The 24,729-nt window shown below is 60.2% G+C and carries 21 protein-coding genes; 11 read left to right on the top strand and 10 right to left on the bottom strand.

The genetic code is table 11. The annotated features are described in order from the left end of the window. Positions 1-74: 74 nt before the first annotated feature. The 5 genes from glmU (at position 75) to PBDP_RS29740 (ending at position 6,285) form a co-directional block, all read left to right on the top strand. A complete protein-coding gene (glmU, locus tag PBDP_RS29760) occupies positions 75-1,442 on the top strand; it encodes a bifunctional UDP-N-acetylglucosamine diphosphorylase/glucosamine-1-phosphate N-acetyltransferase GlmU (RefSeq protein WP_116833804.1) in 1,368 nt (455 codons plus the stop codon). Positions 1,443-1,648: 206 nt separating this feature from the next. Then, the gene (locus PBDP_RS29755) at positions 1,649-2,425 is read left to right on the top strand and encodes a DeoR/GlpR family DNA-binding transcription regulator (RefSeq protein ID WP_106274775.1); all 777 of its coding nucleotides are present in this window, start codon (positions 1,649-1,651) and stop codon (positions 2,423-2,425) included. Between the two features lies 1 nt (position 2,426). Next, entirely contained in the window at positions 2,427-4,259 is a 1,833-nt protein-coding gene (glmS, locus tag PBDP_RS29750; RefSeq protein ID WP_109752824.1) for a glutamine--fructose-6-phosphate transaminase (isomerizing), read from the top strand. Between the two features lie 315 nt (positions 4,260-4,574). Continuing rightward, entirely contained in the window at positions 4,575-5,036 is a 462-nt protein-coding gene (locus PBDP_RS29745; RefSeq protein ID WP_109752823.1) for a helix-turn-helix domain-containing protein, read from the top strand. Then, entirely contained in the window at positions 5,029-6,285 is a 1,257-nt protein-coding gene (locus PBDP_RS29740; RefSeq protein WP_212801650.1) for a type II toxin-antitoxin system HipA family toxin, read from the top strand. Before PBDP_RS29745 ends, PBDP_RS29740 begins: the two co-directional genes overlap by 8 nt. A gap of 3 nt (positions 6,286-6,288) precedes the next feature. On the opposite strand, the gene PBDP_RS29735 is transcribed toward PBDP_RS29740, so the two are convergent. Together PBDP_RS29735 and PBDP_RS29730 are read right to left on the bottom strand one after the other, a co-directional pair. Next, positions 6,289-6,996, bottom strand: a complete 708-nt coding sequence (locus PBDP_RS29735) for an NUDIX hydrolase (protein ID WP_116833801.1) — start codon at positions 6,994-6,996, stop codon at positions 6,289-6,291. Next, complete coding sequence (locus PBDP_RS29730) at positions 6,986-7,543, bottom strand: adenylyltransferase/cytidyltransferase family protein (RefSeq protein ID WP_116833800.1); 558 nt, start codon at positions 7,541-7,543, stop codon at positions 6,986-6,988. The genes PBDP_RS29735 and PBDP_RS29730 overlap by 11 nt, the downstream gene beginning before the upstream one ends. A 183-nt stretch (positions 7,544-7,726) precedes the next feature. Between PBDP_RS29730 and PBDP_RS29725 the strand changes: the two genes are divergently transcribed. The 3 genes from PBDP_RS29725 to nadE are packed head-to-tail and all read left to right on the top strand — an operon-like array spanning position 7,727 to position 10,454. Further along, on the top strand, positions 7,727-8,374 hold the full coding sequence (locus PBDP_RS29725) for a nicotinamidase (RefSeq protein WP_116833799.1): 648 nt from the start codon (positions 7,727-7,729) through the stop codon (positions 8,372-8,374). A gap of 9 nt (positions 8,375-8,383) precedes the next feature. Further along, positions 8,384-9,613, top strand: a complete 1,230-nt coding sequence (gene pncB, locus PBDP_RS29720; RefSeq protein ID WP_109752818.1) for a nicotinate phosphoribosyltransferase — start codon at positions 8,384-8,386, stop codon at positions 9,611-9,613. Between the two features lies 1 nt (position 9,614). Beyond that, positions 9,615-10,454 (top strand): NAD(+) synthase, encoded by an 840-nt coding sequence (gene nadE, locus PBDP_RS29715; protein WP_116833797.1) that lies wholly within the window; start codon positions 9,615-9,617, stop codon positions 10,452-10,454. Between the two features lie 3 nt (positions 10,455-10,457). Here nadE and PBDP_RS29710 read toward each other — a convergent pair whose 3' ends face one another. Then, a complete protein-coding gene (locus tag PBDP_RS29710) occupies positions 10,458-12,347 on the bottom strand; it encodes a methyl-accepting chemotaxis protein (protein WP_109752816.1) in 1,890 nt (629 codons plus the stop codon). A gap of 193 nt (positions 12,348-12,540) precedes the next feature. On the opposite strand from PBDP_RS29710, the gene nudK reads away from it, so the two are divergent. Continuing rightward, on the top strand, positions 12,541-13,137 hold the full coding sequence (gene nudK, locus PBDP_RS29705; RefSeq protein ID WP_109752815.1) for a GDP-mannose pyrophosphatase NudK: 597 nt from the start codon (positions 12,541-12,543) through the stop codon (positions 13,135-13,137). Positions 13,138-13,199: 62 nt separating this feature from the next. Here the strand turns inward: nudK and PBDP_RS29700 are convergent, their stop codons facing one another. After that, positions 13,200-15,413 carry an LTA synthase family protein gene (locus PBDP_RS29700; protein WP_212801649.1) on the bottom strand — a complete coding sequence of 738 codons (2,214 nt, stop codon included), beginning with the start codon at positions 15,411-15,413 and terminating at the stop codon, positions 13,200-13,202. A 345-nt stretch (positions 15,414-15,758) separates the two neighbouring features. Between PBDP_RS29700 and PBDP_RS29695 the strand changes: the two genes are divergently transcribed. Next, positions 15,759-16,661 (top strand): LysR family transcriptional regulator, encoded by a 903-nt coding sequence (locus tag PBDP_RS29695; RefSeq protein WP_212801648.1) that lies wholly within the window; start codon positions 15,759-15,761, stop codon positions 16,659-16,661. A 125-nt stretch (positions 16,662-16,786) separates the two neighbouring features. Continuing rightward, positions 16,787-17,413: a glutathione S-transferase family protein gene (locus PBDP_RS29690; protein ID WP_116833794.1), complete on the top strand. Its 627-nt coding sequence runs from the start codon at positions 16,787-16,789 to the stop codon at positions 17,411-17,413. 195 nt (positions 17,414-17,608) lie between these two features. Here the strand turns inward: PBDP_RS29690 and PBDP_RS29685 are convergent, their stop codons facing one another. The 6 genes from PBDP_RS29685 to PBDP_RS29660 are packed head-to-tail and all read right to left on the bottom strand — an operon-like array spanning position 17,609 to position 24,729. Beyond that, positions 17,609-18,739, bottom strand: coding sequence for a glycosyltransferase family 4 protein (locus PBDP_RS29685; protein ID WP_109752811.1), 1,131 nt, complete (start codon positions 18,737-18,739; stop codon positions 17,609-17,611). Then, a complete protein-coding gene (locus tag PBDP_RS29680; protein WP_109752810.1) occupies positions 18,740-19,870 on the bottom strand; it encodes a glycosyltransferase family 4 protein in 1,131 nt (376 codons plus the stop codon). It abuts the gene before it with no gap. After that, positions 19,861-21,228 carry a glycosyltransferase family 4 protein gene (locus PBDP_RS29675; RefSeq protein WP_212801647.1) on the bottom strand — a complete coding sequence of 456 codons (1,368 nt, stop codon included), beginning with the start codon at positions 21,226-21,228 and terminating at the stop codon, positions 19,861-19,863. The genes PBDP_RS29680 and PBDP_RS29675 overlap by 10 nt, the downstream gene beginning before the upstream one ends. Then, positions 21,225-22,490, bottom strand: coding sequence for an ABC transporter ATP-binding protein (locus PBDP_RS29670; protein ID WP_109752808.1), 1,266 nt, complete (start codon positions 22,488-22,490; stop codon positions 21,225-21,227). Before PBDP_RS29670 ends, PBDP_RS29675 begins: the two co-directional genes overlap by 4 nt. Continuing rightward, a complete protein-coding gene (locus tag PBDP_RS29665; RefSeq protein ID WP_212801646.1) occupies positions 22,490-23,287 on the bottom strand; it encodes an ABC transporter permease in 798 nt (265 codons plus the stop codon). The genes PBDP_RS29670 and PBDP_RS29665 overlap by 1 nt, the downstream gene beginning before the upstream one ends. Further along, entirely contained in the window at positions 23,287-24,729 is a 1,443-nt protein-coding gene (locus PBDP_RS29660) for a mannose-1-phosphate guanylyltransferase/mannose-6-phosphate isomerase (protein ID WP_109752806.1), read from the bottom strand. Before PBDP_RS29660 ends, PBDP_RS29665 begins: the two co-directional genes overlap by 1 nt.

Below are 24,729 nucleotides of genomic sequence, written 5' to 3'. Positions count from 1 at the left end.
GCTACCCTTTTTTCTTTTTCCCGACACTCATCATCTGGTCGCAGCCGCTGACCACCCAGGATTGGTAGCCAGTCATGTCTCTCGAAATCGTTATCCTCGCGGCCGGTCAAGGCACCCGCATGCGTTCGGCGCTGCCCAAGGTATTGCACCCGGTAGCCGGCAATTCCATGCTCGGCCATGTTATCCACAGCGCGCGGCAACTTGATCCACAGCGCATCCACGTGGTGATCGGCCACGGTGCCGATGCGGTACGCGAACGCCTGGCGGCGGATGACCTGAATTTCGTCCTGCAGGACAAACAACTCGGTACCGGCCATGCCGTGGCCCAGGCCGTGCCGTTCATCACGGCCGATACGGTGCTGATTCTCTACGGCGATGTGCCGCTGATCGAAGTCGAGACCTTGCAGCGCCTGCTCAAGCATGTCGCGCCACAGCAGCTGGGCCTGCTGACTGTCGAGTTGGATGACCCCACCGGTTACGGCCGCATTGTGCGTAACGCCGACGGCCAGGTGACGGCGATTGTCGAGCAAAAGGACGCCAACGAAGCCCAGCGCGCGATCACCGAGGGCAATACCGGGATTCTTGCCGTGCCGGCCGAGCGCCTGGGTGACTGGATGAGTCGTCTGTCGAACAACAACGCCCAGGGCGAGTACTACCTGACCGATGTGATCGCCATGGCCGTTGCTGACGGCCTGGTCGTCGCCACCGAGCAGCCGCTGGACGCCATGGAAGTGCAGGGCGCCAACGATCGCCGGCAACTGGCCGAGCTGGAGCGCCACTACCAATTGCGCGCCGCCCGCCGCCTCATGGCGCAAGGCGTGACCCTGCGCGACCCGGCCCGTTTCGACGTACGCGGTGAAGTCAGCGTGGGCCGCGACGTGGTCATCGATATCAACGTCATCCTCGAAGGCAAGGTTGTCATCGAAGACGACGTGGTGATCGGCCCGAACTGTGTGATCAAGGACAGCACCTTGCGCAAAGGCGTGGTGATCAAGGCCAACAGTCATATCGACGGTGCAATCATGGGCGAAGGCAGCGACGCCGGCCCGTTTGCCCGCCTGCGGCCAGGCTCTGTGCTGGAGGCCCGTGCCCATGTGGGTAACTTCGTCGAACTCAAGAATGCTCACCTGGGCGAAGGCGCCAAGGCCGGGCACCTGACCTACCTCGGTGACGCTGAAGTCGGCGCCCGCACCAACATTGGCGCCGGCACCATCACCTGCAATTACGATGGCGCCAACAAGTGGAAAACCGTATTGGGCGAAGACGTGTTCATCGGCTCGAACAACTCCTTGGTCGCGCCTGTGGATATCTCCAGCGGTGCGACCACGGCGGCCGGTTCGACCATCACGCAGAATGTGGATAACGCTCAATTGGCGGTTGGACGCGCTCGCCAGCGCAATATCGATGGTTGGAAGCGACCAGAAAAAATCAAGAAACCCTGAAGTTATCCACATTCCCCTGTGGGAGCGAGGCTGCTCGCGAAGCGGTGGGGCAGAAGAGCAGTATTGGCTGACTCACCGCTTCGCGAGCAGGCTCGCTCCCACATTTCATTAGGGGATTTCTGAATTTTTCTTGTTGCGCCTTGACGATATCGCTCCAATAGGTTTTGATTGCTTACGTTATCTTTCGAATCGAAACTTATCCCGCCATGTCGAAACGCAACACGCCACAACGCCGGCACAACATCCTTGCCTTGCTCCAGGAGCAGGGTGAGGTCAGTGTGGATGAACTGGCCAAGCGCTTCGAAACCTCGGAAGTTACGATTCGCAAGGACCTCGCCGCCTTGGAAACCAACGGCCTGCTGCTGCGGCGCTACGGTGGCGCGGTGCCAATGCCGCAGGAATTGGTGGCCGATAACGGGCAGACCGTCTCCAAGTACAAACTCGCCATTGCCCGGGCCGCTGTGAAGCGGATCCGCGAACATGCGCGCATCATCATCGACAGCGGCAGCACTACGGCGGCCATGATTCCTCAACTCGGCCAACAGCCGGGCTTGGTGGTGATGACCAATTCCCTGCATGTCGCCAATGCCTTGAGCGAATTGGAGCATGAGCCGGTGCTGTTGATGACCGGCGGCACTTGGGACCCTCACTCCGAGTCGTTCCAGGGCCAAGTGGCCGAGCAGGTCCTGCGTTCCTACGATTTCGACCAGCTGTTCATCGGAGCCGACGGCATCGATCTGGTTCGAGGTACCACCACCTTCAACGAACTGCTGGGCCTGAGCCGCGTGATGGCTGAGGTGGCCCGCGAAGTGATCGTGATGGTGGAGGCCGACAAGATCGGCCGCAAGATTCCCAACCTGGAGCTGCCGTGGAGCAGCGTCCATACCCTTATTACCGATGATCGCCTGCCCGTAGAGGCCCGCGATCAGATTCAGGCCCGCGGCATCACCTTGATCTGCGCGCCTGTCAGCCAGGAGAAATAGCATGTGTGGAATTGTCGGCGCCGTTGCTGAACGCAACATCACTGCAATCTTGCTCGAGGGCCTCAAGCGCCTGGAATACCGCGGCTACGACAGCGCCGGTGTAGCGGTGTTCACCAACGACGAGAAGCTCGAGCGCATGCGTCGCCCAGGCAAGGTCAGCGAGCTGGAACAGGCCCTGGAGGCCGAACCGCTGATCGGTCGCCTTGGCGTTGCCCACACTCGCTGGGCCACCCATGGCGCGCCATGCGAGCGTAACGCTCACCCGCACTTTTCCGGCGACCTGGCGGTGGTGCACAACGGCATCATCGAAAACCACGAAGCTTTGCGTGAACAGCTCAAGGCGCTCGGCTATGTGTTCAGCTCGGACACCGACACTGAAGTCATCGCTCACTTGCTCAATCACAAGCTCAAGGATCTGGTGGACCTGACTGTCGCCCTCAAGGCCACCGTCAAGGAACTGCACGGTGCCTATGGCCTGGCGGTTATCAGCGCGAAACAACCCGATCGCCTGGTGGCGGCCCGCAGCGGCAGCCCTTTGGTCATCGGCCTGGGCCTGGGGGAAAACTTCCTGGCGTCCGATCAGTTGGCGCTGCGCCAGGTCACCGACCGCTTCATGTACCTGGAAGAAGGCGACATCGCCGAAATACGCCGCGACAGCGTGCAGATCTGGGATCTGGCCGGCAAAAGCGTGGAACGTGAGACCGTCCAATACCGCGACGGTGCCGAAGCTGCCGACAAAGGCGAGTTCCGCCACTTCATGCTCAAGGAAATCCACGAACAACCGGCTGTGGTGCAACGCACCCTGGAAGGCCGCATGAGCCAGAGCCAGGTCCTGGTCCAGGCATTCGGTCCACAGGCGGCGGAGTTGTTCGCCAAGGTCCGCAACGTGCAGATCGTGGCCTGCGGCACCAGTTATCACGCCGGCATGGTCGCCCGTTACTGGCTGGAAGAACTGGCGGGTATCCCGTGCCAGGTCGAAGTCGCCAGCGAGTTCCGCTATCGCAAAGTGGTGGTGCAGCCCGATTCGCTGTTCGTCACCATTTCCCAGTCGGGCGAAACCGCCGACACCCTGGCCGCCCTGCGCAATGCCAAGGAACTGGGGTTCCTCGCCAGCCTGGCGATCTGCAACGTCGGCATCAGCTCGCTGGTGCGCGAGTCCGACCTGACCCTGCTGACCCAGGCCGGTCGTGAAATCGGCGTGGCGTCGACCAAGGCGTTCACCACGCAACTGGTGGGCCTGCTGTTGCTGACCCTGTCCCTGGGCCAGGTTCGCGGCACCCTGGGTGAAGGCGTCGAGGCCAAGCTGGTGGAAGAACTGCGTCGCCTGCCTGCCCGCCTGGGCGAAGCCTTGGCCATGGACAGCACCGTGGAAAAAATCGCCGAGCTGTTCGCCGAGAAGAACCACACCCTGTTCCTCGGTCGTGGCGCGCAATTCCCGGTGGCGATGGAAGGGGCCTTGAAGCTCAAGGAAATCTCCTACATTCACGCCGAGGCCTACCCGGCCGGGGAGCTCAAGCACGGTCCGCTGGCGCTTGTGGATAACGACATGCCCGTCGTCACCGTCGCGCCGAATAACGAGCTGCTGGAAAAGCTCAAGTCCAACCTGCAGGAAGTCCGCGCCCGCGGCGGCCAGTTGATTGTCTTTGCTGACGAAAAGGCCGGCATGACCAATGGCGAAGGTACCCACGTGGTGCACATGCCACACATCCACGACATCCTGTCGCCAATCCTCTACACCATCCCGCTGCAACTGCTGTCGTACTACGTCGCTGTGCTCAAGGGCACGGATGTGGACCAGCCGCGGAATTTGGCGAAGTCTGTGACGGTGGAGTGAGTCGTCCCTGCTGATCCCAAGTAATAAGTCCTTTCGGGTTTAGCGCTGCTAAACCCGATCACCAGACACTCCGTACTGTCGAGCCTGGGGTAACCACGCCGCTGCGTGTTACTCCTGCCGTCGCCTTAGCCGTCAGGCCAGTAACGTCTGGGCTGATCCCTTCGATTTAGCAAGCACAGTCTCTATACAAAGTATTTTTTTATTTAGCGCGATTTTTTGAAGAAATACTTTCATAAGTTGCCCTTCCGAGCAGATGTTGGGGAGATGTATGCTAGTATTTTTTCAAATTCCTGCAGAAATTGAAAAAATACAGCCATGCCTAAAAAAACCGCACCCCTCATGCCGTCAGCCGAGCGGCTCCTGCGCCAGTTTGGTGAACGCATTGAGCTGGCTCGTAAGCGCCGTAAGATAACGGCGGCGCAAATGGCGGCGCGGGCAGGCATGAGCGCCCCCACGTTGAGAGCGCTGGAGAGTGGCAGCCCCGCTGTGACCATCGGCGCCTACGTTTCAGTGCTAGTAGCCTTGGGGTTGGAGAAGGACCTCGAATTGCTCGCACGCACAGATGAGTTAGGCCGTGATCTGCAAGATGCTGAGTTGAAAGGGCGCTCTGCAGTCGAGCACATCAAGCCAAAAGTACGGCTGCCCAGTGAGTTTCATTGGAACAACCTGGTCAGCGTTTCAGCGAAAGAGAATATTTCTACATCGCCAGCCGCTGACAGTCGGAGCCAGACAAGCTCTGAACTGGCCAAGAAACTTTTAGGGGACGACGATGCCTGAAAGGATTTTCGTCTACGCAGACTGGGATGAAACAGCACCGGTACTGCTTGGGACCCTTCATTCCCGCAGATTGGCAGGATCCGAGCGTATGGAATTTGAATACGCGCGGGCTGTTCTTCAATCCATCCACACTCAAATCGCCATCGACCCTCGGATTCAGCCTTACGAAGGACGGCAATATCCAGCGAGAAATTGCTTTGGGTGCGTATCGGACTCCTCACCTGATCGATGGGGGCGACTGCTGATGGATCGTCGCTTGGAGCGGGATAAAAGAGCAGGAGTTGTACCGCAGGACGCACGGCTATTTGACTCGGACTACCTCATCGGTGTCCACGACGTCTACCGGGTAGGGGGACTGCGTTTCAAAGTCGAGGAAGAGGGAGAGTTCCTTGATGACCATGTGGAGCAAGCCGCCCCACCCATGGCCCGCATGCGTGAGCTTGAAGAGGCTTCGCGTCGATTTGAAGCTGGAGAGGATTGGGGGGCTCAGGGTCAGGACTGGATTCGAATGCTCATTGCCCCAGGTGGCTCTCTGGGTGGAGCGAGGCCCAAGGCAAGCGTAGTAGATGACGATCACGCTCTCTGGATAGGAAAGTTCCCCAGTAATAGAGATACCCACGATGTAGGCGCTTGGGAGATGGTCGTCAACACATTGGCCCAAGGCTGTGAGCTATATGTTGCCGAAGGAAGAGCGCAACGATACGCAAGTGATCACCACTGTTTCATGGTTAAGCGTTTTGACAGAACAGCAGAGGGTGGGCGACTTCACTTTGCTTCAGCGATGACTCTGACGGAGCACCAGGATGGTGATGGGCATGAGACAGGGGCAAGCTATCTGGAGATTGCAGAGGTATTGATAAGGGCGGGTGCCGCACCCGAAGCAGATCTTCGCGAGCTTTGGCGAAGAATAGTCTTCAACATGCTGGTTTCGAATACTGACGATCATCTACGAAACCATGGCTTCCTATTAGTGCCAGGGCGCGGTTGGCGTCTTTCGCCTGCATATGACATGAACCCTGTCCCTGGCGACACTGGCTTGAGGCTCAACGTTTCAGAGGCAGATAACGCCATAGACCTTGATTTGGCAATGAGCGTGGCCGGCTACTTCCGCGTGTCTGCTGACGATGCCAGACAAACCATCGAGCGATTCCAGGGGGTCGTCAGAAAATGGCCCAGGGTCGCGCGCTATCTGGGAATTTCCTCTAATGAGCAGGAGCGGATGGCGCCAGCATTTGCGCTTGCCGGCTAAGCGCTACTCCAGAAAACACCGATCAAACAGATATACGCTACCCGGTCTGAGATTTTCCACCGTGCGTTGCGGGCGGCCGCCTTCGCCGCTTTTCTTGCGACCGGTTTCCTGCAGGTAACCGGCCTCGGTCATCTTCAGCAACCGCTGGCGCATGCTGGTCTTGAGCACCGGGCGGTCGAGCACCACGGAGAAAATATTCACCGCTTCCGGCGCGCTGAATTCCGGACCCAGGAACATCAGTGGCAGGCTGCTGTAGAGGGCCTTGGACAACAACCGCTCCTGGACAGCCGCCACCAGGCTGTTGTGATCGAAAGGAAGTTTGATCGAGGCGTCAGCGACGTCCTTGAGGGGGAAAAATCCCTGGTGTTCGGCGAGCTGGACCGCATCGCTGACAATCGCCAGGTAGAACGTCGAGGACGACCAGCAGCGTGGATCGCGGAATGCGTCGCCGACGGTGCCCACCTGTTCGATCCAGGCCAGCGGCATGCCGACCTTGTTTGAATGACGCAGGCGCTCCACGGCGTCGTTCAGTGTGAGGTCTTCGACACCACCATTGACCACGATCCCGGGCAGGGCCCAATGACCGGTGAACGGCTCGGCTTCCCGTCGGTTCAGGAGGATTTCCAGAGCCTGGGTCTCCCGGCAGAAGCGCAGCACACAGAGGTCGATGGTGTGCAGATAATCGCGTGCGGGGGCTGTGTTAGTGGGCATGTCGATTTCCGTGGGTAGCGTAAAGGTCATAGTTTAACGGGTTCATGCCGGGTGCCATCCAGTCGATGGGAAGCGGCTTGCCCAAGGCCAGTCGTTCGCGAACCCCTGTGCTGCGCACGTGGATCTTTTCCTCCACGCAAAGGATGGAAAAACGCTCCAGCAATTCCTGGCCGCGATAGAAGGTCGGCAGCTGATCCGCGACATCCCGACCCACCACCAACGCGATCCGCTTGCCGTCCAGGGCCAGGCTGTCGGCGAGGTGGGCGAGCAGGGTGTAGCTGTAGATTGCGCCTTCAACGCCACGGGCCACGACCTGTTCCACCCGGCTTGCCCGCACTTCGGCGCGGCACAGCGGCTGAACCTTCTCGACGATCGATTCCAGCCAGCTCAGGCGCACCTCATAGTCAACCATTTGCTTGCCGTAGGGATGCCGCAAGCTGGGGACCACCAGCACGCGTCTGGCCTGGCATGAGGCCTCGATCATCACCTGGGCGTGACCGGCGTGAGGAGGGTTGAAGGCACCGCCATAAAGGGCTATCTCGAACATGGCTTATCCTCTATTGGTACATTACATGTACTCTATCAGTAAAATCTTTCTGGTGAAAATCAACTGTTAGCTAAGCCATATGCACTGAATTAGAGAAGGATCAGCAAAAATATTTTCTGCGAGTGGCTTGTTATGAAAGTACACCTTATGTACTCTCGTGACCATGAAGAGGAGAAACCCAGCATGAACAGCCTGACCCGGAAAACCGCTTCCTTCGATGTCGATGCGCAAAAGAGCTTCACGCCGTTATGCCCCGATGAGCTTCCAGTGCCGGGTGGTGATCAGATTGCCGGTGAGCTGAATTTCATCGCGTCCCTGGCCAGCCTCCGTATCGGCAGCAAGGACGCCCATACGCCCCTGGCCCCGTGGGTAGTCGCCGATCACGCGCAAATGTTCGTGCCCACCGGGCTCGAGCACGCCGACATCACCTGGGTCAGCCACTGCGTTCCTGGCACCGAAGGTTTTGCCTTGCTGGATCAACTGCCGACCCCCTACGACTACGACTATTTCGTCTGGAAGGGTGTCGAGCCGGATTTGCACCCGTACGGTGCCTGCTACCACGACCTGCACGGCAAGCTGTCCACCGGGGTGATCGAGTACCTCAAAAGTCTGGGTGTGGAGCAGGTCATTGTCGGTGGGCTGGCGCTGGATTTCTGCGTCAAGACCACCGCGCTGCAACTGGCCGCCGCCGGCTTCGAAGTGATCATTCACCTTCCGGCCTGCCGGGCCATCAGTGAGGAGGGGGCTCTTCAAGCCATTCACGACATGCAGCAAGCAGGCATTTCGGTTGCCGCGACTCGCGAAGAAACCATCCGCCTGGCAAACGCATAAGGACGAACCATGGACAGTGCATACGATTCAAGCAACGGCGTCATCCAGAGCCTTCTGGATACCGACTACTACACCTTCACCATGATGCAGGCGGTCTTGCACCAGCACCCGAATGTCGAGGTGGAATACCAGTTCATCGTGCGTTCCAAAGAGCGGCTCGGTCACCTGATCCCGGACATTCGTGTGGAGCTGGAGAAGCTCGCCGGGCTGCAGCTGCGCGAGGGGGAGCAGCGGTTTCTGTTCAACAAGCGTTTCCGTGAGTACCTGACACCGGACTTCGAACAGTTTCTCGGCCTGTTTCGCTTCAATTTGCGCTACATACATGTTTCGGAAGTCGACGGCCAACTGCACATCCGCGTCCGTGGGCCGATGCTGCACTGCATCATGTTCGAGCAACCGGTGTTGGCAATGGTCAGCGAACTGCGCAACCGCGAGAAATACCCCGAAGTCGAGTTGGCCGACGTCACCCGCAAGCTGTACCAGAAGTTCGAATGGCTGGAGAAAAACGCCAGTCGTGAAGAACTCGCCGAGTTTCGCGTTTCAGACTTCTCCACCCGGCGGCGCCTGTCGTTCAGGGCCCAGCGTGAAGTGGTGAATGTGATGCGCAGCGATTTCCCCGGGGTCTTTGTCGGCACCAGTAACGCTCACTTGGCCTACGAGTTCGATCTGCCCCTGATCGGCACCATGGCTCACCAATGGTTGATGGTGCACCAGCAACTGGGGCGGTTACGCGAGAGCCAGAACGCAGCGTTGGAAAACTGGGTGCACGAGTATCGCGGCCGGCTCGGTATCGCCCTGACGGACTGCATCAGCACTGACTTCTTCCTCAAGGATTTCGACCTGTACTTCGCCAAGCTTTATGACGGCCTGCGCCAGGATTCCGGTGACCCGATCGTCTGGGCTGACAAGGTGCTGGGGCGCTACCAGGAACTGGGCATCGATCCACGTACCAAGGACCTGATGTTCTCCGATGGCCTCAATTTCGAAAAGTGCCTGCCGATCCTGCGTCATGTTCGCGGCAAGGCCAAATTCGGTTTTGGCATGGGCACCAGCCTGGCCTGCGATGTTGACGGTGTCGAACCGCTGAGCATCGTCATGAAACTGGTGCGGGTCCACGGCGAGCCGGTGGTGAAGTTCTCCGACGATCCGATCAAGAACGTCTGCGAGGATGCCTCGTTTCTGCGGTACGCCGCCCAAGTGTTCAACGTTGCCCTGATCAATCCACAGTTGGGAGCCTGATATGACTACGCTTGCGCAAGACCGCATTGCCCGGGAACTGGGTATCGACCGCCAACTCACCCGGGGCGACGAAGCAACCGAGATTGCCCGCCGCATCGAATTCATAAAGCAGATATTGCGCGAGTCGGGTTGCAAGTCCCTGGTCCTGGGTATCAGTGGCGGCGTCGATTCGCTCACCGCCGGCCGTCTATGCCAGCTCGCGGTGGAGCAACTGCGGGGTGAAGACTACGCGGCGCGATTTATCGCCGTCCGGCTGCCGTACAAGGCCCAGGCGGACGAACAAGACGCCCAGGCTTCCCTGGACTTCATCCGCCCGGACTCGATCACCACCAGCAACATCGCTGCGTGTGTCGACGGGCTGATGGGCAGTATCGAAATCGATGGCTTGCAGCCTTCGGCCGAGCTCACCGACTTTGCCAAAGGCAACGCCAAGGCCCGGGCACGAATGCTGGCGCAATACGCTATTGCCAATCTGAGCAACGGGTTGGTGGTTGGCACCGATCATGGGGCAGAGGCGGTGATGGGGTTTTTCACCAAGTTCGGCGACGGCGCGTGCGACCTGGCACCGTTGTCCGGGCTGACGAAGACTCAGGTGAGAGGGTTGGCCGACGCGATGGGTGCCCCCGCGTACCTGGTGCGCAAGGCGCCGACCGCGGACTTGGAAGACCTGGCACCCGGCAAGTTGGATGAAGTGGCGTATGGCTGCAGCTACGAGGAAATCGATGCGTATCTGATGGGTGAAGAGGTACCGCCTCAGGCGCGACAGATCATCGAACGCGCCTATCTCAAAACGGCCCACAAACGAGCGTTGCCACGAGTCCCGCCAACCCGATTCCAATGATGTTCAGATTCTGAAGGTGTTGACCATTTGTTGCAGGCGGCGCGACTGGTTTTCCAGTTCGGTGCAGGCCCGCAAGGTGGATTGCAAATTGCCGACCATTTCCTGGTTCAGGTCATTGATGTGGCTGATGTCGCGATCCAGATTGTCCACCACTGAGGTCTGTTCTTCGGTGGCGGTGGCGACGGACAAGTTGATCTCGTCAATCTCGCCGATGCCCAGCAGCACGCGATTGAGTCGCTCGCCCGCGAGCTTGGCGGCACTGACGTTGTCGTCACTGTGACGCTGGCTTTCGAGCATGGCGCTCACAGCACTGCCGGCACCTGCTTGCAGCTCCTCGATCATGCTGTGGATTTCCTGAGCTGATTGTTGGGTGCGATGGGCGAGCGTACGTACTTCGTCCGAGACCACCGCAAAACCGCGTCCGGCATCCCCGGCGCGGGCGGCCTCGATGGCAGCGTTAAGGGCCAGCAAGTTGGTCTGGTCGGAGATGCCTTTGATGACGTCGAGGATACGTCCGATCTTCAGCGTTTTTTCATTAAGGCTTTCGATGTCCCGGCGGGTATTGACCACTTGCGACGAGAGCTGCGACATGGCGCTGATATTGCGCTGCACCACAGACTGGCCTTCCTGGGTCTGATCCCGGGTATCCGAGGCGCGGCTTGACGCATGGGCGGCGCTGCGGGCGATTTCCTGGGCCGCGGCCCCCAGCTCATTGATTGCCGTGGCGACGTTATGGGTCAGGGCCGATTGAGTGTCAGAGCTTTTCAGGGAGGCGTTTGACGCCTGGCTGACCTGTGCCGCCAATTGGGTGAGCTGGATACTGGACGCCAGGACTTCCCGGATCGATTGCTGGATACGTTCGACGAAGCGATTGAACCCTCCCGCCATCATGCCGAACTCATCCCGGGACAGGCTGTGCAGGCGCTGGGTCAGGTCGCCTTCTCCATCGGCGATGGATTGCATGGCCAAGCCCATGCTGCGCAATGGTCGCATCAGGGCGTTGATCAACAGGCCTAGCAAACCGACCGTGACCAGCATGGCGATCAATGTGGCGACCAGCGCCGAGGTGCGGAATTCGTGGAGTGCGGCGTAGGCTTTGTCTTTATCCACCGAAAGACCGATGGACCAGTGCAGCGAGGGTAGGCCATTGATCGGCGTAAACGTGACAATCCGTGTTCGGCCGTTTTCCTGCACTTCATTCAAGGCGTTGTTGATGCTCGGCGGGCCTTCGGGGAACGCTTGTGTGAGAGTCTTGGTCACCAGTGTGTTGTCCGGGTGCACCAGGATCTTGCCGTCGTCGCTGACCAGGAAGGCATAGCCTATGCCGTTGAGGTCCACGGCATTGATGATTTTCGCGAGCTGCTCCAGGCTCAGGCTCGCACCCAGCACACCGACGGCCTTGCCATTGACCTTGATCGGAGCTGCCTGGGTCATGATCAGATAATCAATACCGGCACCGATGTAGGGTTCGGTCAGCACCGGTTCAAGGGTCCGCGCCGCGTCTTTGTACCAGGCGCGCTGGCGAACGTCGTACCCGTCGGGCATTACCCGGTCGGGATGAATAAAGAAACGACTGTCTTCAAGGCCGGCGTAGCTGGCGATGAAGGTCTTTGTAATGATGTCCTGGGAGAGAATCGCGCCAATGGTCTGCGGGGTGGGATTGGCGGCGATGGTTTGGGCGGCACCTTCGATCAATAGGATCCGACCGGCCAGCCAGCTGTCGAGGTTCGCGCCTAGCAACTGGCCGGTGGCTTGTAAGTTGCGGTGCAGTGCTTCGCGGGTGCTGGCTTGCTGGCGATGGTCGTTGAACAACGAGAAAGACAGGAATACCGCCATCACGATGACGCAGGCACCCAGAAGAATCTTGTGCCCGAATTTCAGATTGATGCCCATGAGGAATTCTCGTCTGGTTTGTTTTTTTATGGATGGAACCCCCGCAGGCTCAGGGCTGGTCGAAGATTTAATGAGCGGGCAGATTTTGTCGAACTAGAAAAAACGATGGGTCATCGTGAGTTTTTTTGTGGGTATGAAAGAGGCGCGAATGGAGTTTTCAAAGTGGACCACTGGTCCCGAACGGAGTGGGCAAATGACACAGGCAACCAGCACCAAAGATCGCGTACGCATCAAGCACGTCGAAGTCCTCTCGGACAATTGGTACGTGCTGCGCAAGACCACCTATGACTACCTCGGTCGCAACGGCCAATGGCGCGAGCTGACGCGCGAGACCTACGACCGTGGCAACGGCGCCACCATCCTGCTGTACAGCAAGGCCAAGCAGACCGTGGTACTGACCCGGCAATTCCGCTTCCCGGCCTTCGTCAATGGCCACGATGACCTGTTGATCGAAACCTGCGCCGGCCTGTTGGACAACGACGACCCGCACACCTGTATCCGCAAGGAAACCCAGGAAGAAACCGGCTATATCATCCAGGACGTGCGCAAGGTGTTCGAAGCCTTCATGAGCCCGGGTTCGGTGACTGAGCGGTTGCATTTTTTCGTCGGCGAGTACTTTGACGAAGACAAGCAGCACGAAGGCGGTGGTCTGGAAGAAGAAGGTGAAGAAATCGAAGTGCTGGAGCTGTCCCTCGACCAGGCCCTGGGCATGATCGAGACCGGAGAGATTTGCGACGGCAAGACCATCATGCTGTTGCAGTACGCCAAGCTGCATCGGTTGCTGGATTAGCCCCAGGCCTTCTGTGGGCGGACCTCAGCGCAGCCGTGTTCAAGGGCTGCGCGTTTTTTTGTTCAGCTGGATTGGGCCTCGCTGTCTTCCTGCATATCGTCCAGGTATTGCGGCTGGTCCGTCTGCTCCGGCAGTTCGGTCACGACGCTGAAGTCGCTGATTTCGATGGCGCCGACGCCATGACCGAGCAAATGAAAGGAAAACGCCTTGCGCTGCTGCGGGTTGTCGAAACTGATGTTCATCACCAGCGGCTGGTCGGGTGTCACCGCGACGTCGGTGGGCAGGTCCATCAGCACTTCCTTCTCGAACTCCTTGGCCTTGAGGGAGATGTAGGCGGCATGGTCAGCCTCCACGGTGCGGATGGTCAGGCTGACGCGGGTCTGTGAACCCTTGGGCATTTCCAGGTATTGGGCGCCGATCAGGTTGTCGGTCCAATCGTTGGTGACCTGGGCCGGCAGCGGGATTTTATCCGTGCTGCCGAATTGATAATGCTGGTTCAAGGGTGTGCGCATCAGGGTCTGGCCCAAGGCCATGGCCTGGGCTCCAATCAGCCTGGCGCGCTGGCCGCTGTATTGCCCGCCGTAGGTGGCGCGGTCGGCGATGAAGCCTTCGCTGGTGTAGTAACGGCAATGCTGGAGGAAGTCGCACTCGGTAAACGTGCCCTTGCCGTCGTGATAGCGCAGCTTGCCGTTGGTGAACGACATGATCTCCCGGCCCGTCGGGTAGTCCCTGAACATCGAGCGGCCGGACAACGACGTGGGCACCGCAAAGCCGAAGTAATCGAGGATCGAGGCGGTCAGATCGACGTGGCCGTAGGTCCCTGACTTGATCCGGGGCAACGGTTCCGGGGCCAGGGTCAGGTTGAATCCCCAGGACGACGCCAGGCGTACGTCGTCGATGCCGTGGGATTCGTCCGAGGTGATGACCACCAGGGTGTTCTCCAGGATGCCCTGGCGCTCCAGGCCCGCCAGGAAGCTCGCCAGTGCGTCATCCAGATAACCCACCGCCGCCTGCTTGGCGGTGTCGTAGCGTTGCAGGTATTCATCCGGCGCCGAGTAGGGCTGGTGCGTGCCCACGGTCAGCAGGGTCAGCATCCAGGGCTTGTCCGTTTGTTGCAGTTGCCCGACGTAGTCCAGCGCGCCTTCGAAGAAGGTCCTGTCGTCCTTGCCCCACGGGAATTCCAGGTAGGCGGGACGAGTGAACCACTCCATGCCCAGGGTCGTGTCGAAGCCGATGTGCGGCATGATCCGATCCTTGGCCATGAACCGCAGGCCCGCGCCCTGGAGGAAATGCGTGGAAAAGCCGTTCTGGCGCAACTGGGCCGGTAGACAGGCCTGGTTGCGCTGGGTCTGGTTGAGCATTTCGACGCCTTTGGGCGTACCGTCGTCGAGTTTGTCGTAGTCGCCACACAGCATCGCGTACAAGCCACGAATGGTCTGATGGCTGTGCAGGACGTAATCGGGGGTGTTCATGCCGCGCTCGGCCCAGGCACTGAGGTGCGGCATCAGGTTCTCCTGATAGCTGCTTTTCAGGGCCTGACGGTTGGCGCTGACGTAGGCCCCGGGAATGCCCTCCAGGGCGATGACCAGGACGTTGCGTGCACGCCCCGGTTCGGCCAGCAACCTGTTGCCATCGAGGTCCAGGCGGGTCAGCCCTGCCATGGCCGGGGCTGGGTCCACTGTATCGCCGTCGAGCCATTGCCGGGCTTGATCCTGCCCGGCGGCGATACCCGCCGTGACGAGTTGGTGAGGCAGGTTGAACACATTCCATTGGTCCGCCTCGCTGGGGCGCCAGGACTGCAACGCGCCGTGGCCCATCAGGAGCAACACGGGCACGGCCCAGGCGTGACGAGGCAAGCGTGGCGCCTGGCGTGGGCGGTGGGTCCATTGGATCGCCAGCCAGAACGCCAGCGCGGCCAACTGGAGCGCGGCCAGCCACGGATGAGCGAAGCCGCCGCTGGTGGAATTTTCAACGAACTGCGGGTCGGTCAGATAATGAATGTCCGAAGGATTGGGCATTCGCCCGACCGCGCTGACCAACTCGATGCTGGCCAGGGTCAACGCACTCCAGGCCAGCAATACCGGCAATGCCAGCCACCAGGGGCGACGGTAAAGCAACGCGATCAGTAGCCCACCGATGCCCAGGTCCGACAGATAGCCCAACGGGTCGGACCAGCCCAGGGCCAGGCGCAGGCCCATGGGGACGAGTAATACGCAGCCAATCAGGGCGATGAGGGAGGCGAGGGGATGGGTTAAGTGGCGGTAAAAAACTTTCACAGCAGGTCTTCCAGTTGAAGCCAATCCATTAAACAGCACGCAAACCCTGTGGGAGCGAGCCTGCTCGCGATAGCGTTGTGTCAGTCGATAAGAATTTGTGCTGATCGACGCTATCGCGAGCAGGCTCGCTCTCACAAAGGGGGTTCTCCCACAGGGGTGGTCTTACAGTCATTAAACTGTCACAAAAATGGATGGTACCAAGCACAGTCGCCAGCGGTCGGGCCAATGTCCCAGTGTCCGGCGGCGTTACGCTGTGGTTCACTGGCCCAGGTCTCTACAATGGCCGTGTAGCGCGGCTTTGGGCCGGGTAAAAAACTTGTATCAGGATTTCTCATCGGGGGATGGATGGACAGGTTCCAGGAAATGCAGGTTTTCCTTGCCGTGGCCCAGGAATCGGGGTTTTCGGCGGCGGCGCGGCGCCTGGGGCTGTCGGCGGCCAGCGTCACGCGGGCGGTGGCGGCGTTGGAGCAACGCATCGGCACGCCCTTGCTGGTGCGCACCACGCGCAATGTGTACCTGAGCGAAGCTGGCCAGCGTTTTCTCGAGGACTGTCGCCGGATCTTGAGCGATTTGCAGGAAGCCGAGGATTCGGCGGCCGGTAGCCACGTCCAGCCCCGTGGGCAGTTGACGATTACCGCACCGGTGCTGTTCGGTCAGTCGTTCGTCACGCCGTTACTGGTGGATTACCTGCAGCGGTTTCCCGAGGTCTGCATCAACGCCTTGCTATTGGACCGCACGGTCAGCCTGGCCGAGGAGGGCATCGACGTTGCCCTGCGTATTGGCGAACTGCCGGACAGCAACCTGCACGCCGTGCGTGTCGGTGAAGTGCGGCGGGTGGTGTGCGGTTCCCCTGATTTCTTCGCGCGCCATGGGCGGCCCCGGCATCCGGATGACTTGGAACGAATGCCCGTGGTGGCCTCATCGGCCATTGGCCAGGTCAAAAGCTGGTCCTTCGTCGACTCAGGCCAACCGTTGGCCGTCCGGCCCGTGCCGAGGCTGGTGGTGACGGCCAACCAGGCCGCGATCACCGCCGCCTGCCAGGGACTGGGGATGACGCGAGTGCTGTCTTATCAGGTGGCGGGCAACGTGGCCGCTGGTGAACTGGAAATCGTCCTGGCCGATTTCGAATTGCCGCCTCTGCCGATCCATGTGGTGTACCAGGGCGGACGCAATGCGCCCGCGCGGGTCCGTAGCTTTGTCGACTTCGTCGTCAGTGCGTTGCGCGAACATCCGGCTTTGAATGGCTGAAGCATTATTTCTTTGGGCGAAACAATGGATTGCGTTTCTGGGTGATTCTCTTGTTTTTGCCTGGAGCGGAAGATGACTCCATCGACGCCGTTGTGCTGATGGCGTCACTTGCAGCGGAGTCGACCATGAACCCTATCAAGCACTATCACTTCCCGCTTTCCGGCCATTCCCATCGCGTTCAACTGATGCTTTCGTTGCTCGGGCTACCTGTCGAGGAGATCTTCGTCGACTTGGCCAAAGGGGCGCACAAACAGGCGGATTTCCTGGCGCTCAATGCGTTTGGCCAGGTCCCGGTCATTGACGATGACGGTGTGGTGTTGGCGGATTCCAATGCGATCCTGGTGTACCTGGCGCTCAAATATGGCGAGGGCCGTTGGTTGCCGAGCGATCCAATCGGCGCCGCCCGGGTGCAGCGCTGGTTGTCGGCGGCGGCCGGGCCGATTCATGCGGGGCCGGCCACGGCGCGGCTGATCACGGTGTTTGGCGCGCCCTACAACGCCGAGGACGTGATTGCCCGTTCCCACAACGTGCTGAAAGTCATTGATCAGGAATTGAGCCGCCGCGCTTTTCTGGCGGGTGACGCTGCGACCGTCGCCGACATCGCCGGCTACAGCTACATCGCCCATGCACCGGAAGGTAATGTGTCGTTGGAGGACTATGCCAATGTACGGGCCTGGCTGGCGCGGATCGAAGCCTTGCCCGGGTTCGTGGGCATGCCGCGTACGATTGCCGGGTTGCAAAAGCAGGCCTGAGCATTTGAATGGGGGGCTGTGTGGCGAGGGAGCTTGCTTCCGCTGGGTTGCGAAGCAACCCCTTGAAAAGGGCGCGCGGTGTGCCTGGCATGGCTGCGGTGTCGGCTTTGGGGCTGCTGCGCAGCCCAGCGGGAGCAAGCTCCCTCGCCACAGGGTGAGCTATGTCCCGGTACAAACACGGATCCAGTTGGGGGATCAGGCGTAGGAAAGCGCCTTTTCCTCCAGCAGTTCCTCGTACAGTCGCACCCACTTGTGGCCCATCTCCTCGGAAGTGAACAACTGCCGGTAACGGGCTTCGGCCCTGGCACCCATGGCCTGGGCTTGTGCCGGGTTTTCCCACAGGGTGCGCATTGCTTCGCGGAACGCCTCGGGATCGCTCGGTGGCACCACCAGGCCGGTTTCGTCGTGGATATTGATGTAGCTGGTACCGGTGCCGATTTCGCTGGAGATCATCGGCTTGCCGAACATCGCGCCTTCGAGCAGGGAGATACCAAAGGCTTCGGAGCGCAGGTGCGAAGGAAACACGATGGCATAACTCAATTCCAGCAGCGCGACCTTGTCTTCGTCCCCCAGGCGTCCGAGGAAATGCAGGTTGCGCAGGCCCAAGGCTTTCGCCTGGGCGTGCAGTTGTTTCTCCAGGGGACCGGCGCCCACGATGACCACGGGGTACTCCACGCCTTTGAGGGCGTCGAGCAGAATGTGCAGGCCTTTGTAGTAACGCATCACCCCCACGAACAAAAAGAACCGCTCCCCTAGTTTTGCCTTCCACTCCGCCATGCGCTCGGGGTCAGGCTGTGGATAACTCGCCTTGTTCAGGCCGTAGGTGATGATCCGGGTCTTGGCGCGATATTCCCTGAGCACATCACTGGTGTGCACATAGTTCGGCGACGCCGCGACGATGCGTTCGGCGCCGTCCAGAAAGCGCCGCATCAATGGGCGATAGAGCTTGAGCAGGTGCCGCTGACGAACGATGTCTGAATGGTAGGTCACGACATAGGGTTTTTTCACGGCGCTGCAAAAGTGCACCAGGTCCATGAATGGCCAGGGGAAGTGGTAATTGATCACGTCTGCTTCAGCGGCCAGCTCACGGAATTTCTTGAATACGCTGTAGGAGAAGCCGGTGGACGCCAGTTGGAAGTTCATTCGGGCCTGATGAACGACATGCTGGCGGATCTTGATCGGCTCGGGGGCCGGCTGGCCGCTCAGGGCCAATACGGTGTTATCGATACCCAACCGGTCAGTGCTGTCGCACAGCTGGAAGATGACCTGTTCTATGCCGCCCATGGAGTCAGGCAAATAGGTTTTGTAAAAGTGCAGGACTCGCATTCAACCTCCCAATACCTGGCGATACGCTTGGGCGGTAACCTTTGCACAGCGTTCCCAGGAAAACAGCGCCGCTTGTTGCAACCCCGCCTCGCGACACGCTTGCCAGTGCGGGTGATCTTCCATCAACCGGCTCATGGCGTCGCGCATGCCTTGCGGATCGTCCGGCTCGCAGTAATTGCCAGCGGGTCCCGCCACCTCGGGCATCGCCGAGTGACGGGTGGTAATCACCGGTGTGCCACTGGCCATGGCTTCAAGCACCGGTAGGCCAAAGCCTTCGTAGTAAGACGGGAAAATCAGTGCCCGTGCTCCCGCCAATAGCTGGGCGACCTGTTCGTCAGGCAGGTAACCCGCCAGGCAAACATGACCGTCAGCCAGGGCGCATTTCAACTCATCATTGAGCTGTGCCTGTTGCCATCCGCTCATTCCTACGATGAACAGGGGAAAGGTCTGACGCACTGATTCCGGGAGCCCGGCATGGGCGCGCAGGGCCAACGACAGGTTCTTGCGGGGTTCCAGGGTGCCGACACAGAGAAAATAACGGCGGTGCTCCAGGCCATGGGCCTTGAGCACGGCGTCAATCGCTTCCGGTTCGCGTGGGTGGAAACGTGCCGCCACCCCCAGCGGCGCGACCCTCAGGCGCTCGGCAGGCAGGCCAAAATGCTGCTGGGCTTCATCGGCGATGAACTGCGAATCGGTCAGGATCAGTTGCGCCTGTTCCACCGCGCGACCGAGCCGTCGCTCGATTTCCTTCAGGCGTGCCGGCGGTTGTGTTTCGGGGTAGCGCAGGTGCGTGAGGTCATGGAGGGTGATCACCATCGGCCCTTCGAAATCCAACGGCCAGAGGCTGGGTTCGTGATACAGGTCGATGGCCTTTGAACGGCCTTGATCGAAACGTTTCTGCTCCAGCCAGCGCCGTGCCTGATAGGCGCCCGGAACCCGTCGCAGCAAGGGGCTTAGCTTTGAATAACCAGGCTTGGCTGTTTGCGGCAATTGCGGGCTCCAGCCCCAGCCGTGGAACAGTGACAGCTGTACATCCGGTTCCCGGGTCAAGGCAGTCGCCAGCTCGGCTACGTAGTGGCCGATGCCGGTGCGTGGTGCCTGGAGAATGCGTGCGTTGAGGGCTATCCGCATGCTGTTTCCCTGTCGGGGACCACTTCACTGATGTGGCACTCGATCCGCTCCACCAATTGCGCACTGGCCTGGCGCCAGCTCAGCCATTGCCATTGATCCAGGTTACGAGTGGCCGGGAATACTCCGGTACGTTCCATCTCGATGACCAGGTTCGCCAGGCTTTGCGGATCGTCGAGATCGAAATAGGTCATGAACTCGCCGCCGATTTCCCGAAACACCGCGATATCGCTGCCCATTGCTGGCAAGCCGCGCTGCATGGCTTCCACCAGCGGCAGGCCGAAACCTTCCACGTAGGATGGGAACACCAGCGCAGTGGAGTGTCGATAGGCATGTTCCAGGCTTTGGTCCGTCAGGTTGTTGAACATGAACAGGCGGCTGTCGAGTTGTGGATGACGTTGGATACGCTCGATCAGGGTTTCGCATTTCCAGCCGATTTTTCCGACGATGCATAACCGTGCCTGTGAACCGGCGGCCCAGGCCCGCTCGAATGCGTCGATCAGGTAGGCGTGGTTTTTCCGCGGTTCGATGGTGCTGACCATCAGGAACACCGGCTCAGGGCGCTTGAATAGCCGCAGCAAGGTCGGATCGACGGCGTGAGTGGCGTCGATCAGGTCCAGTTCGCTGCCCAGGTGGAAATAGTCGAACCAGCGCTCGCTCACCTGCTGCTCGCCAATGCGCCGAACCATTTCCTGGCGAAGCTGATCCCGGATGGTGGTGGAGATGGCGATGTAGCCGTCGGCGGTGCGGGCAATCCAGTCGAACCAATAGTTGAACACCTTGACCAGTCCGGCGTCGCAGAATTGTGGATGGGTCAGGGGAATCAGGTCATAGATTACCGAGATGATCCCGACGCCATCACGCTTGAGCTGTTCGGCCAGGGGAAAGAAACCTGAATGCCAGGAAGAGTCCAGCAACACCAGTTGATCGCCGGCCCGATGTTCCAGCGGTACGCTGCGCGCCGGGCCAGGCTTGTGTTTTAGGAGGCGATCGAGGATTCGAATGGGAAGGCTCAGGCACGCCAGGGCGAACAGTCGGCAAGCGCCGTACAAGATGCGGCGAGCCCAGATCGACTGGTTGAAGGGGCGCTGCTGTTCGAGAGACCGATGTCTGACCCAGAACAGGTTGGCGAACTGTATCAGCCGTACTCGCAGACCGGCCAGATCCAGCCCTTCCGTGGGCAGGGGGGCCAGGCTTTTCACTTCGTACAGCTTGCCCTGCAGCATCGCCACGGGGATGCATTCGCGATCCTGGTCCTTGGCCGGCAATTCGCGAATGACATTGCGCACCACTCGCTGAATGCCGGAGTTGTCATTCGGGTGGTCGTATACATAGGTGCAATCCACCAACAGACGGCTCATGGCAACTCCTTTTGCGGCACCGCTTCGACGGCAGTCTGGCTCGAACGCCGGATGCTGGTTTCGGCCTGGAGCCAGGAACAGCCGACGAAATCCTCCTGGCGATTATTGATGACGTGAAACACCAACCCGTAGTCGCGCCATTCGAAATTACGGTCCAGGTGCGAGTCCAGCCGCGACAGGCTGAGCGCGACGGAGTAATTGCCCTTGCCCAGGCGCATGTCGAAACTGAAGCGGAAGGTGATCTGTTCGCCGGCCTTGAGGTCGGTCACGGCTTTGTCCTGGCGATGGGTGTTGATCCCGTACATGGGCTGGCCAAGTCGGTCCTTGATCAAGAAGCCCAGCACCAGCCGCTCGATGTCCTGGCGGATTTCAACCCGCACTTGCAACACCATGGGCTGGCCGATCTCGGCCACTTCCACCGACTGCCCCTGGCTGTTGAGCAGTTGTACATCGATGATGCCCGCCTCGCCGGTGCCGGAAATGGTGCGCACCTGGCCGTTGGCGAGCATCTCCTGGCGGACCACCTGGCCCTCGCGCTGGGCCAGCATCGCGTTGTAGTAATCCATCACTTCTTCCGGCTTGCCGCGCATGGCCATGCGCCCGTGTTCGAGCAGGATGGCGGTGTCGCAGATCGACTGGATCGCCGAGCGATCGTGAGACACGATCAGCAGCGTGGTGCCGGCCTTGCGGAAGCTGCGGATGCGTTCGAAGCTCTTGTGCTGGAAATAGGCATCGCCCACCGACAGCGCCTCGTCGACGATCAGGATATCCGGGCGCCGGGCGGTGGCGACGCTGAACGCCAGACGCATCTGCATGCCGCTGGAATAGGTGCGCACCGGCTGGTCGATGGCTTCACCGATTTCGGCAAACCCTTCGATCTCGGGCATCAAGGCTTCGATTTCCTCCACCTGCATGCCCAGCAACTGACCGGCCATGAACGCGTTCTGGCGGCCGGTGAAGTCCGGATGAAAGCCCATGCCCAACTCCAGCAACGCGGCGACGCGGCCTTGCAATTGGATGTGGCCGCAGGTCGGTTGGGTGGTGCCGGTGATCATTTTGAGCAAAGTGCTTTTGCCGGCACCGTTGACCCCGACGATGCCGACGGCTTCCCCCGGCTGGATCTCGAAATCCACACCTTGCAGGATCCAGTGCAGTTGATGGCGCGGGCGGGAAAAGGGGATCAGCCATTCGAACAGCCGGCTCCAGCGGTTCGGATACTGCTTGTAGGCTTTGCCCAGGCCGGTGACGCGCAAATGTCCCATCAGAGTTCATCCACCATTTCACCGCCGCGTCGACGAAACATGCGCAGGCCCAAGGTGCATAACAGCAGGCCGGCCACCAGCAACGGCACCAGCGAGCTCCAGACCGGCCACTGGTTGTAGAGAAACAGGTTCTGGTAGCTCTGCATCAGGGCGGTCATGGGGTTGAAGGCGAGCAGTTGCTGGATCGACGGCGGCAGGATGGTCATCGGGTAAACGATCGGCGTGAACCAGAACCAGAATTGCAGGCAAATGCCGAACAACTGCCCGACATCGCGGAAAAACACATTGAGAATCCCCAGCAGCATGCCCAGCCCGGCGGCGAACAGCACTTGCAGGGCCAGCAACGGCACCAATGCCAGCAAGGTCATGCCCGGCCAGCGCCCGGTGATCAGCAGGAAACCGAGAAACAGCCCGAGGATGATCGCGAAGTTGATCCCGGCGTTGAACAGTACGATCACCGGCAGGCAGATCCGGGGGAAGCTGATTTTCTTCAGCAGGTTGGCGTTTTCCAGGAACATGCCCTGGCTGCGCGTGGTGATTTCCGCGAACAAACCCCAGGTCAGTAGCCCGGCACAGAGGTAGACGCTGTAGGCCATGCCGTCTTCCACCCCGGGCAGACGGGCACGCATGATGTGGGAAAAAATCACCGTGTAGACGAGGATCATCGACAACGGGTTGAGCACCGTCCACAACGCGCCGAACAGCGAGTTGCGATAGCGTGCCTGGAACTCGCGCTTGACGCTGCCAAGGACGAAACCGCGGTAGCTCCACAGTGTGCGTTGCAAGGCCAGCAGCATCAGACGGCCCTGCCATAGTGATCTTCGAAGCGGACGATGTCGTCTTCCCCCAGGTATTCGCCGCTCTGGACCTCGATGATGACCAGGTCGATGACACCGGGATTCTCCAGGCGGTGCTTGTGGCCGGCGGGGATGAAGGTCGATTCGTTCTTGGCGACCAGGTGCGAGCCCGAGCCGTTGTTGGTGACCTTGGCCATGCCCTCGACCACCACCCAGTGTTCGTTGCGATGGTGGTGCATTTGCAACGACAGCGACGCGCCAGGCTTGACCACGATGCGCTTGATCTTGAAGCGTGGCCCCTCTTCGAGGACGGTGTAACTGCCCCATGGCCGGCTGACCGTGCGGTGCAGGCGATAGGCTTCGTGGTCCTTGTCCTTTAGCTGCCGGGCGACGCGGCGAACATCCTGGGCGCGGTCGGCATGGGCCACCAGCACGGCATCGGCGGTGTCGATGATGATCAGGTTTTCCACGCCCAGGGCGGCCACCAGACGGCCTTCGCTCTGGACGAAGTTGTTCTGGCTGTCGATAAACAGGGCCTCGCCGGTGGCGCGGTTGTTTTGTGCGTCGGCGGGTACCAGGTCGGCGACGGCGCTCCAGGAACCGATATCGCTCCAGTCGAAGGCGGCCGGAATCACCACGACATTGGCGGAGCGCTCCATCAGGGCATAGTCGATGGAGATGTCTGGCATTTCGGTGAAGTGCGCCGCGGATAATTCCTGCTGCACACAACCTGAGGTTTCCACCGCGGTACTGGCCGTGACACAGGCGCGCGCCTGTTCCAGCAGCTCGGGGGCGTGGGCTTGCAGCTCCGCCAGCAGGGTCTTGACCGAGAAGCAGAACATTCCCGAGTTCCACAGGAAGCGACCGCTTTCCAGATATTGCGTGGCGGTCTGCAAGTCGGGTTTCTCAACGAAACGCACGACCTTGGCAGCGCCCTTGGTATCCAGGGGCTTGCCTCGTTCGATATAGCCGAAGCCGGTTTCCGGCGCCGAGGGCAGCACGCCGAAGGTCACCAGATGGCCGTTTTCAGCCAGTTCCACCGCGTGTTCCACGGAGGCCTTGAAGGCGGCCTCGTCCTGGATCAGGTGGTCGGCAGGCATGACCACCAGGATCGCGTCGTCACCGTGCTGGGCCTGCACCGCGAGGGTGGCCGTGGCAATGGCCGGCGCGGTATTGCGCCCTGTCGGTTCCAGCACGAAGTGACCGCGATAACGCTCCAGGTGAGCGCTTTGATAGTGATCGCGGCTCTGGAAGTAGTACTCGCGATTGGTGACGGTGACGATGTCGCCGCGGCCATCGAACAACCCCGCGGCGCGCCGATAGGTCTTGCCCAGCAGCGACTGGCCATCGGGCAAGATCATGAAGGGCTTGGGATGACCCTCGCGGGACACCGGCCACAATCTCGTCCCGGCACCGCCGGAGAGAATCACGGGAATGAGCAT

The organism is Pseudomonas sp. St290 (assembly GCF_018325805.1).
Classification (GTDB): domain Bacteria; phylum Pseudomonadota; class Gammaproteobacteria; order Pseudomonadales; family Pseudomonadaceae; genus Aquipseudomonas; species Aquipseudomonas bijieensis.
Note: the sequence above shows the minus strand (reverse complement) of the source record. Positions and strands in the feature narration are given on the sequence as shown.

Excerpts from the sequence above, each read along its gene's own strand:
- PBDP_RS29740 (WP_212801650.1), top strand. The coding sequence starts at position 5,029 with ATGCCTGAAAGGATTTTCGTCTACGCAGACTGGGATGAAACAGCACCG.
- PBDP_RS29670 (WP_109752808.1), bottom strand. The coding sequence starts at position 22,490 with ATGGGACATTTGCGCGTCACCGGCCTGGGCAAAGCCTACAAGCAGTAT.
- PBDP_RS29730 (WP_116833800.1), bottom strand. The coding sequence starts at position 7,543 with ATGTTCGAGATAGCCCTTTATGGCGGTGCCTTCAACCCTCCTCACGCC.
- glmU (WP_116833804.1), top strand. The coding sequence starts at position 75 with ATGTCTCTCGAAATCGTTATCCTCGCGGCCGGTCAAGGCACCCGCATG.
- pncB (WP_109752818.1), top strand. The coding sequence starts at position 8,384 with ATGGACAGTGCATACGATTCAAGCAACGGCGTCATCCAGAGCCTTCTG.
- PBDP_RS29675 (WP_212801647.1), bottom strand. The coding sequence starts at position 21,228 with ATGAGCCGTCTGTTGGTGGATTGCACCTATGTATACGACCACCCGAAT.
- glmS (WP_109752824.1), top strand. The coding sequence starts at position 2,427 with ATGTGTGGAATTGTCGGCGCCGTTGCTGAACGCAACATCACTGCAATC.
- PBDP_RS29725 (WP_116833799.1), top strand. The coding sequence starts at position 7,727 with ATGAACAGCCTGACCCGGAAAACCGCTTCCTTCGATGTCGATGCGCAA.
- PBDP_RS29685 (WP_109752811.1), bottom strand. The coding sequence starts at position 18,739 with ATGCGAGTCCTGCACTTTTACAAAACCTATTTGCCTGACTCCATGGGC.
- PBDP_RS29695 (WP_212801648.1), top strand. The coding sequence starts at position 15,759 with ATGGACAGGTTCCAGGAAATGCAGGTTTTCCTTGCCGTGGCCCAGGAA.
- PBDP_RS29745 (WP_109752823.1), top strand. The coding sequence starts at position 4,575 with ATGCCTAAAAAAACCGCACCCCTCATGCCGTCAGCCGAGCGGCTCCTG.
- PBDP_RS29755 (WP_106274775.1), top strand. The coding sequence starts at position 1,649 with ATGTCGAAACGCAACACGCCACAACGCCGGCACAACATCCTTGCCTTG.
- PBDP_RS29680 (WP_109752810.1), bottom strand. The coding sequence starts at position 19,870 with ATGCGGATAGCCCTCAACGCACGCATTCTCCAGGCACCACGCACCGGC.
- PBDP_RS29690 (WP_116833794.1), top strand. The coding sequence starts at position 16,787 with ATGAACCCTATCAAGCACTATCACTTCCCGCTTTCCGGCCATTCCCAT.
- PBDP_RS29665 (WP_212801646.1), bottom strand. The coding sequence starts at position 23,287 with ATGCTGCTGGCCTTGCAACGCACACTGTGGAGCTACCGCGGTTTCGTC.
- nadE (WP_116833797.1), top strand. The coding sequence starts at position 9,615 with ATGACTACGCTTGCGCAAGACCGCATTGCCCGGGAACTGGGTATCGAC.
- PBDP_RS29710 (WP_109752816.1), bottom strand. The coding sequence starts at position 12,347 with ATGGGCATCAATCTGAAATTCGGGCACAAGATTCTTCTGGGTGCCTGC.
- PBDP_RS29735 (WP_116833801.1), bottom strand. The coding sequence starts at position 6,996 with ATGCCCACTAACACAGCCCCCGCACGCGATTATCTGCACACCATCGAC.
- PBDP_RS29660 (WP_109752806.1), bottom strand. The coding sequence starts at position 24,729 with ATGCTCATTCCCGTGATTCTCTCCGGCGGTGCCGGGACGAGATTGTGG.
- nudK (WP_109752815.1), top strand. The coding sequence starts at position 12,541 with ATGACACAGGCAACCAGCACCAAAGATCGCGTACGCATCAAGCACGTC.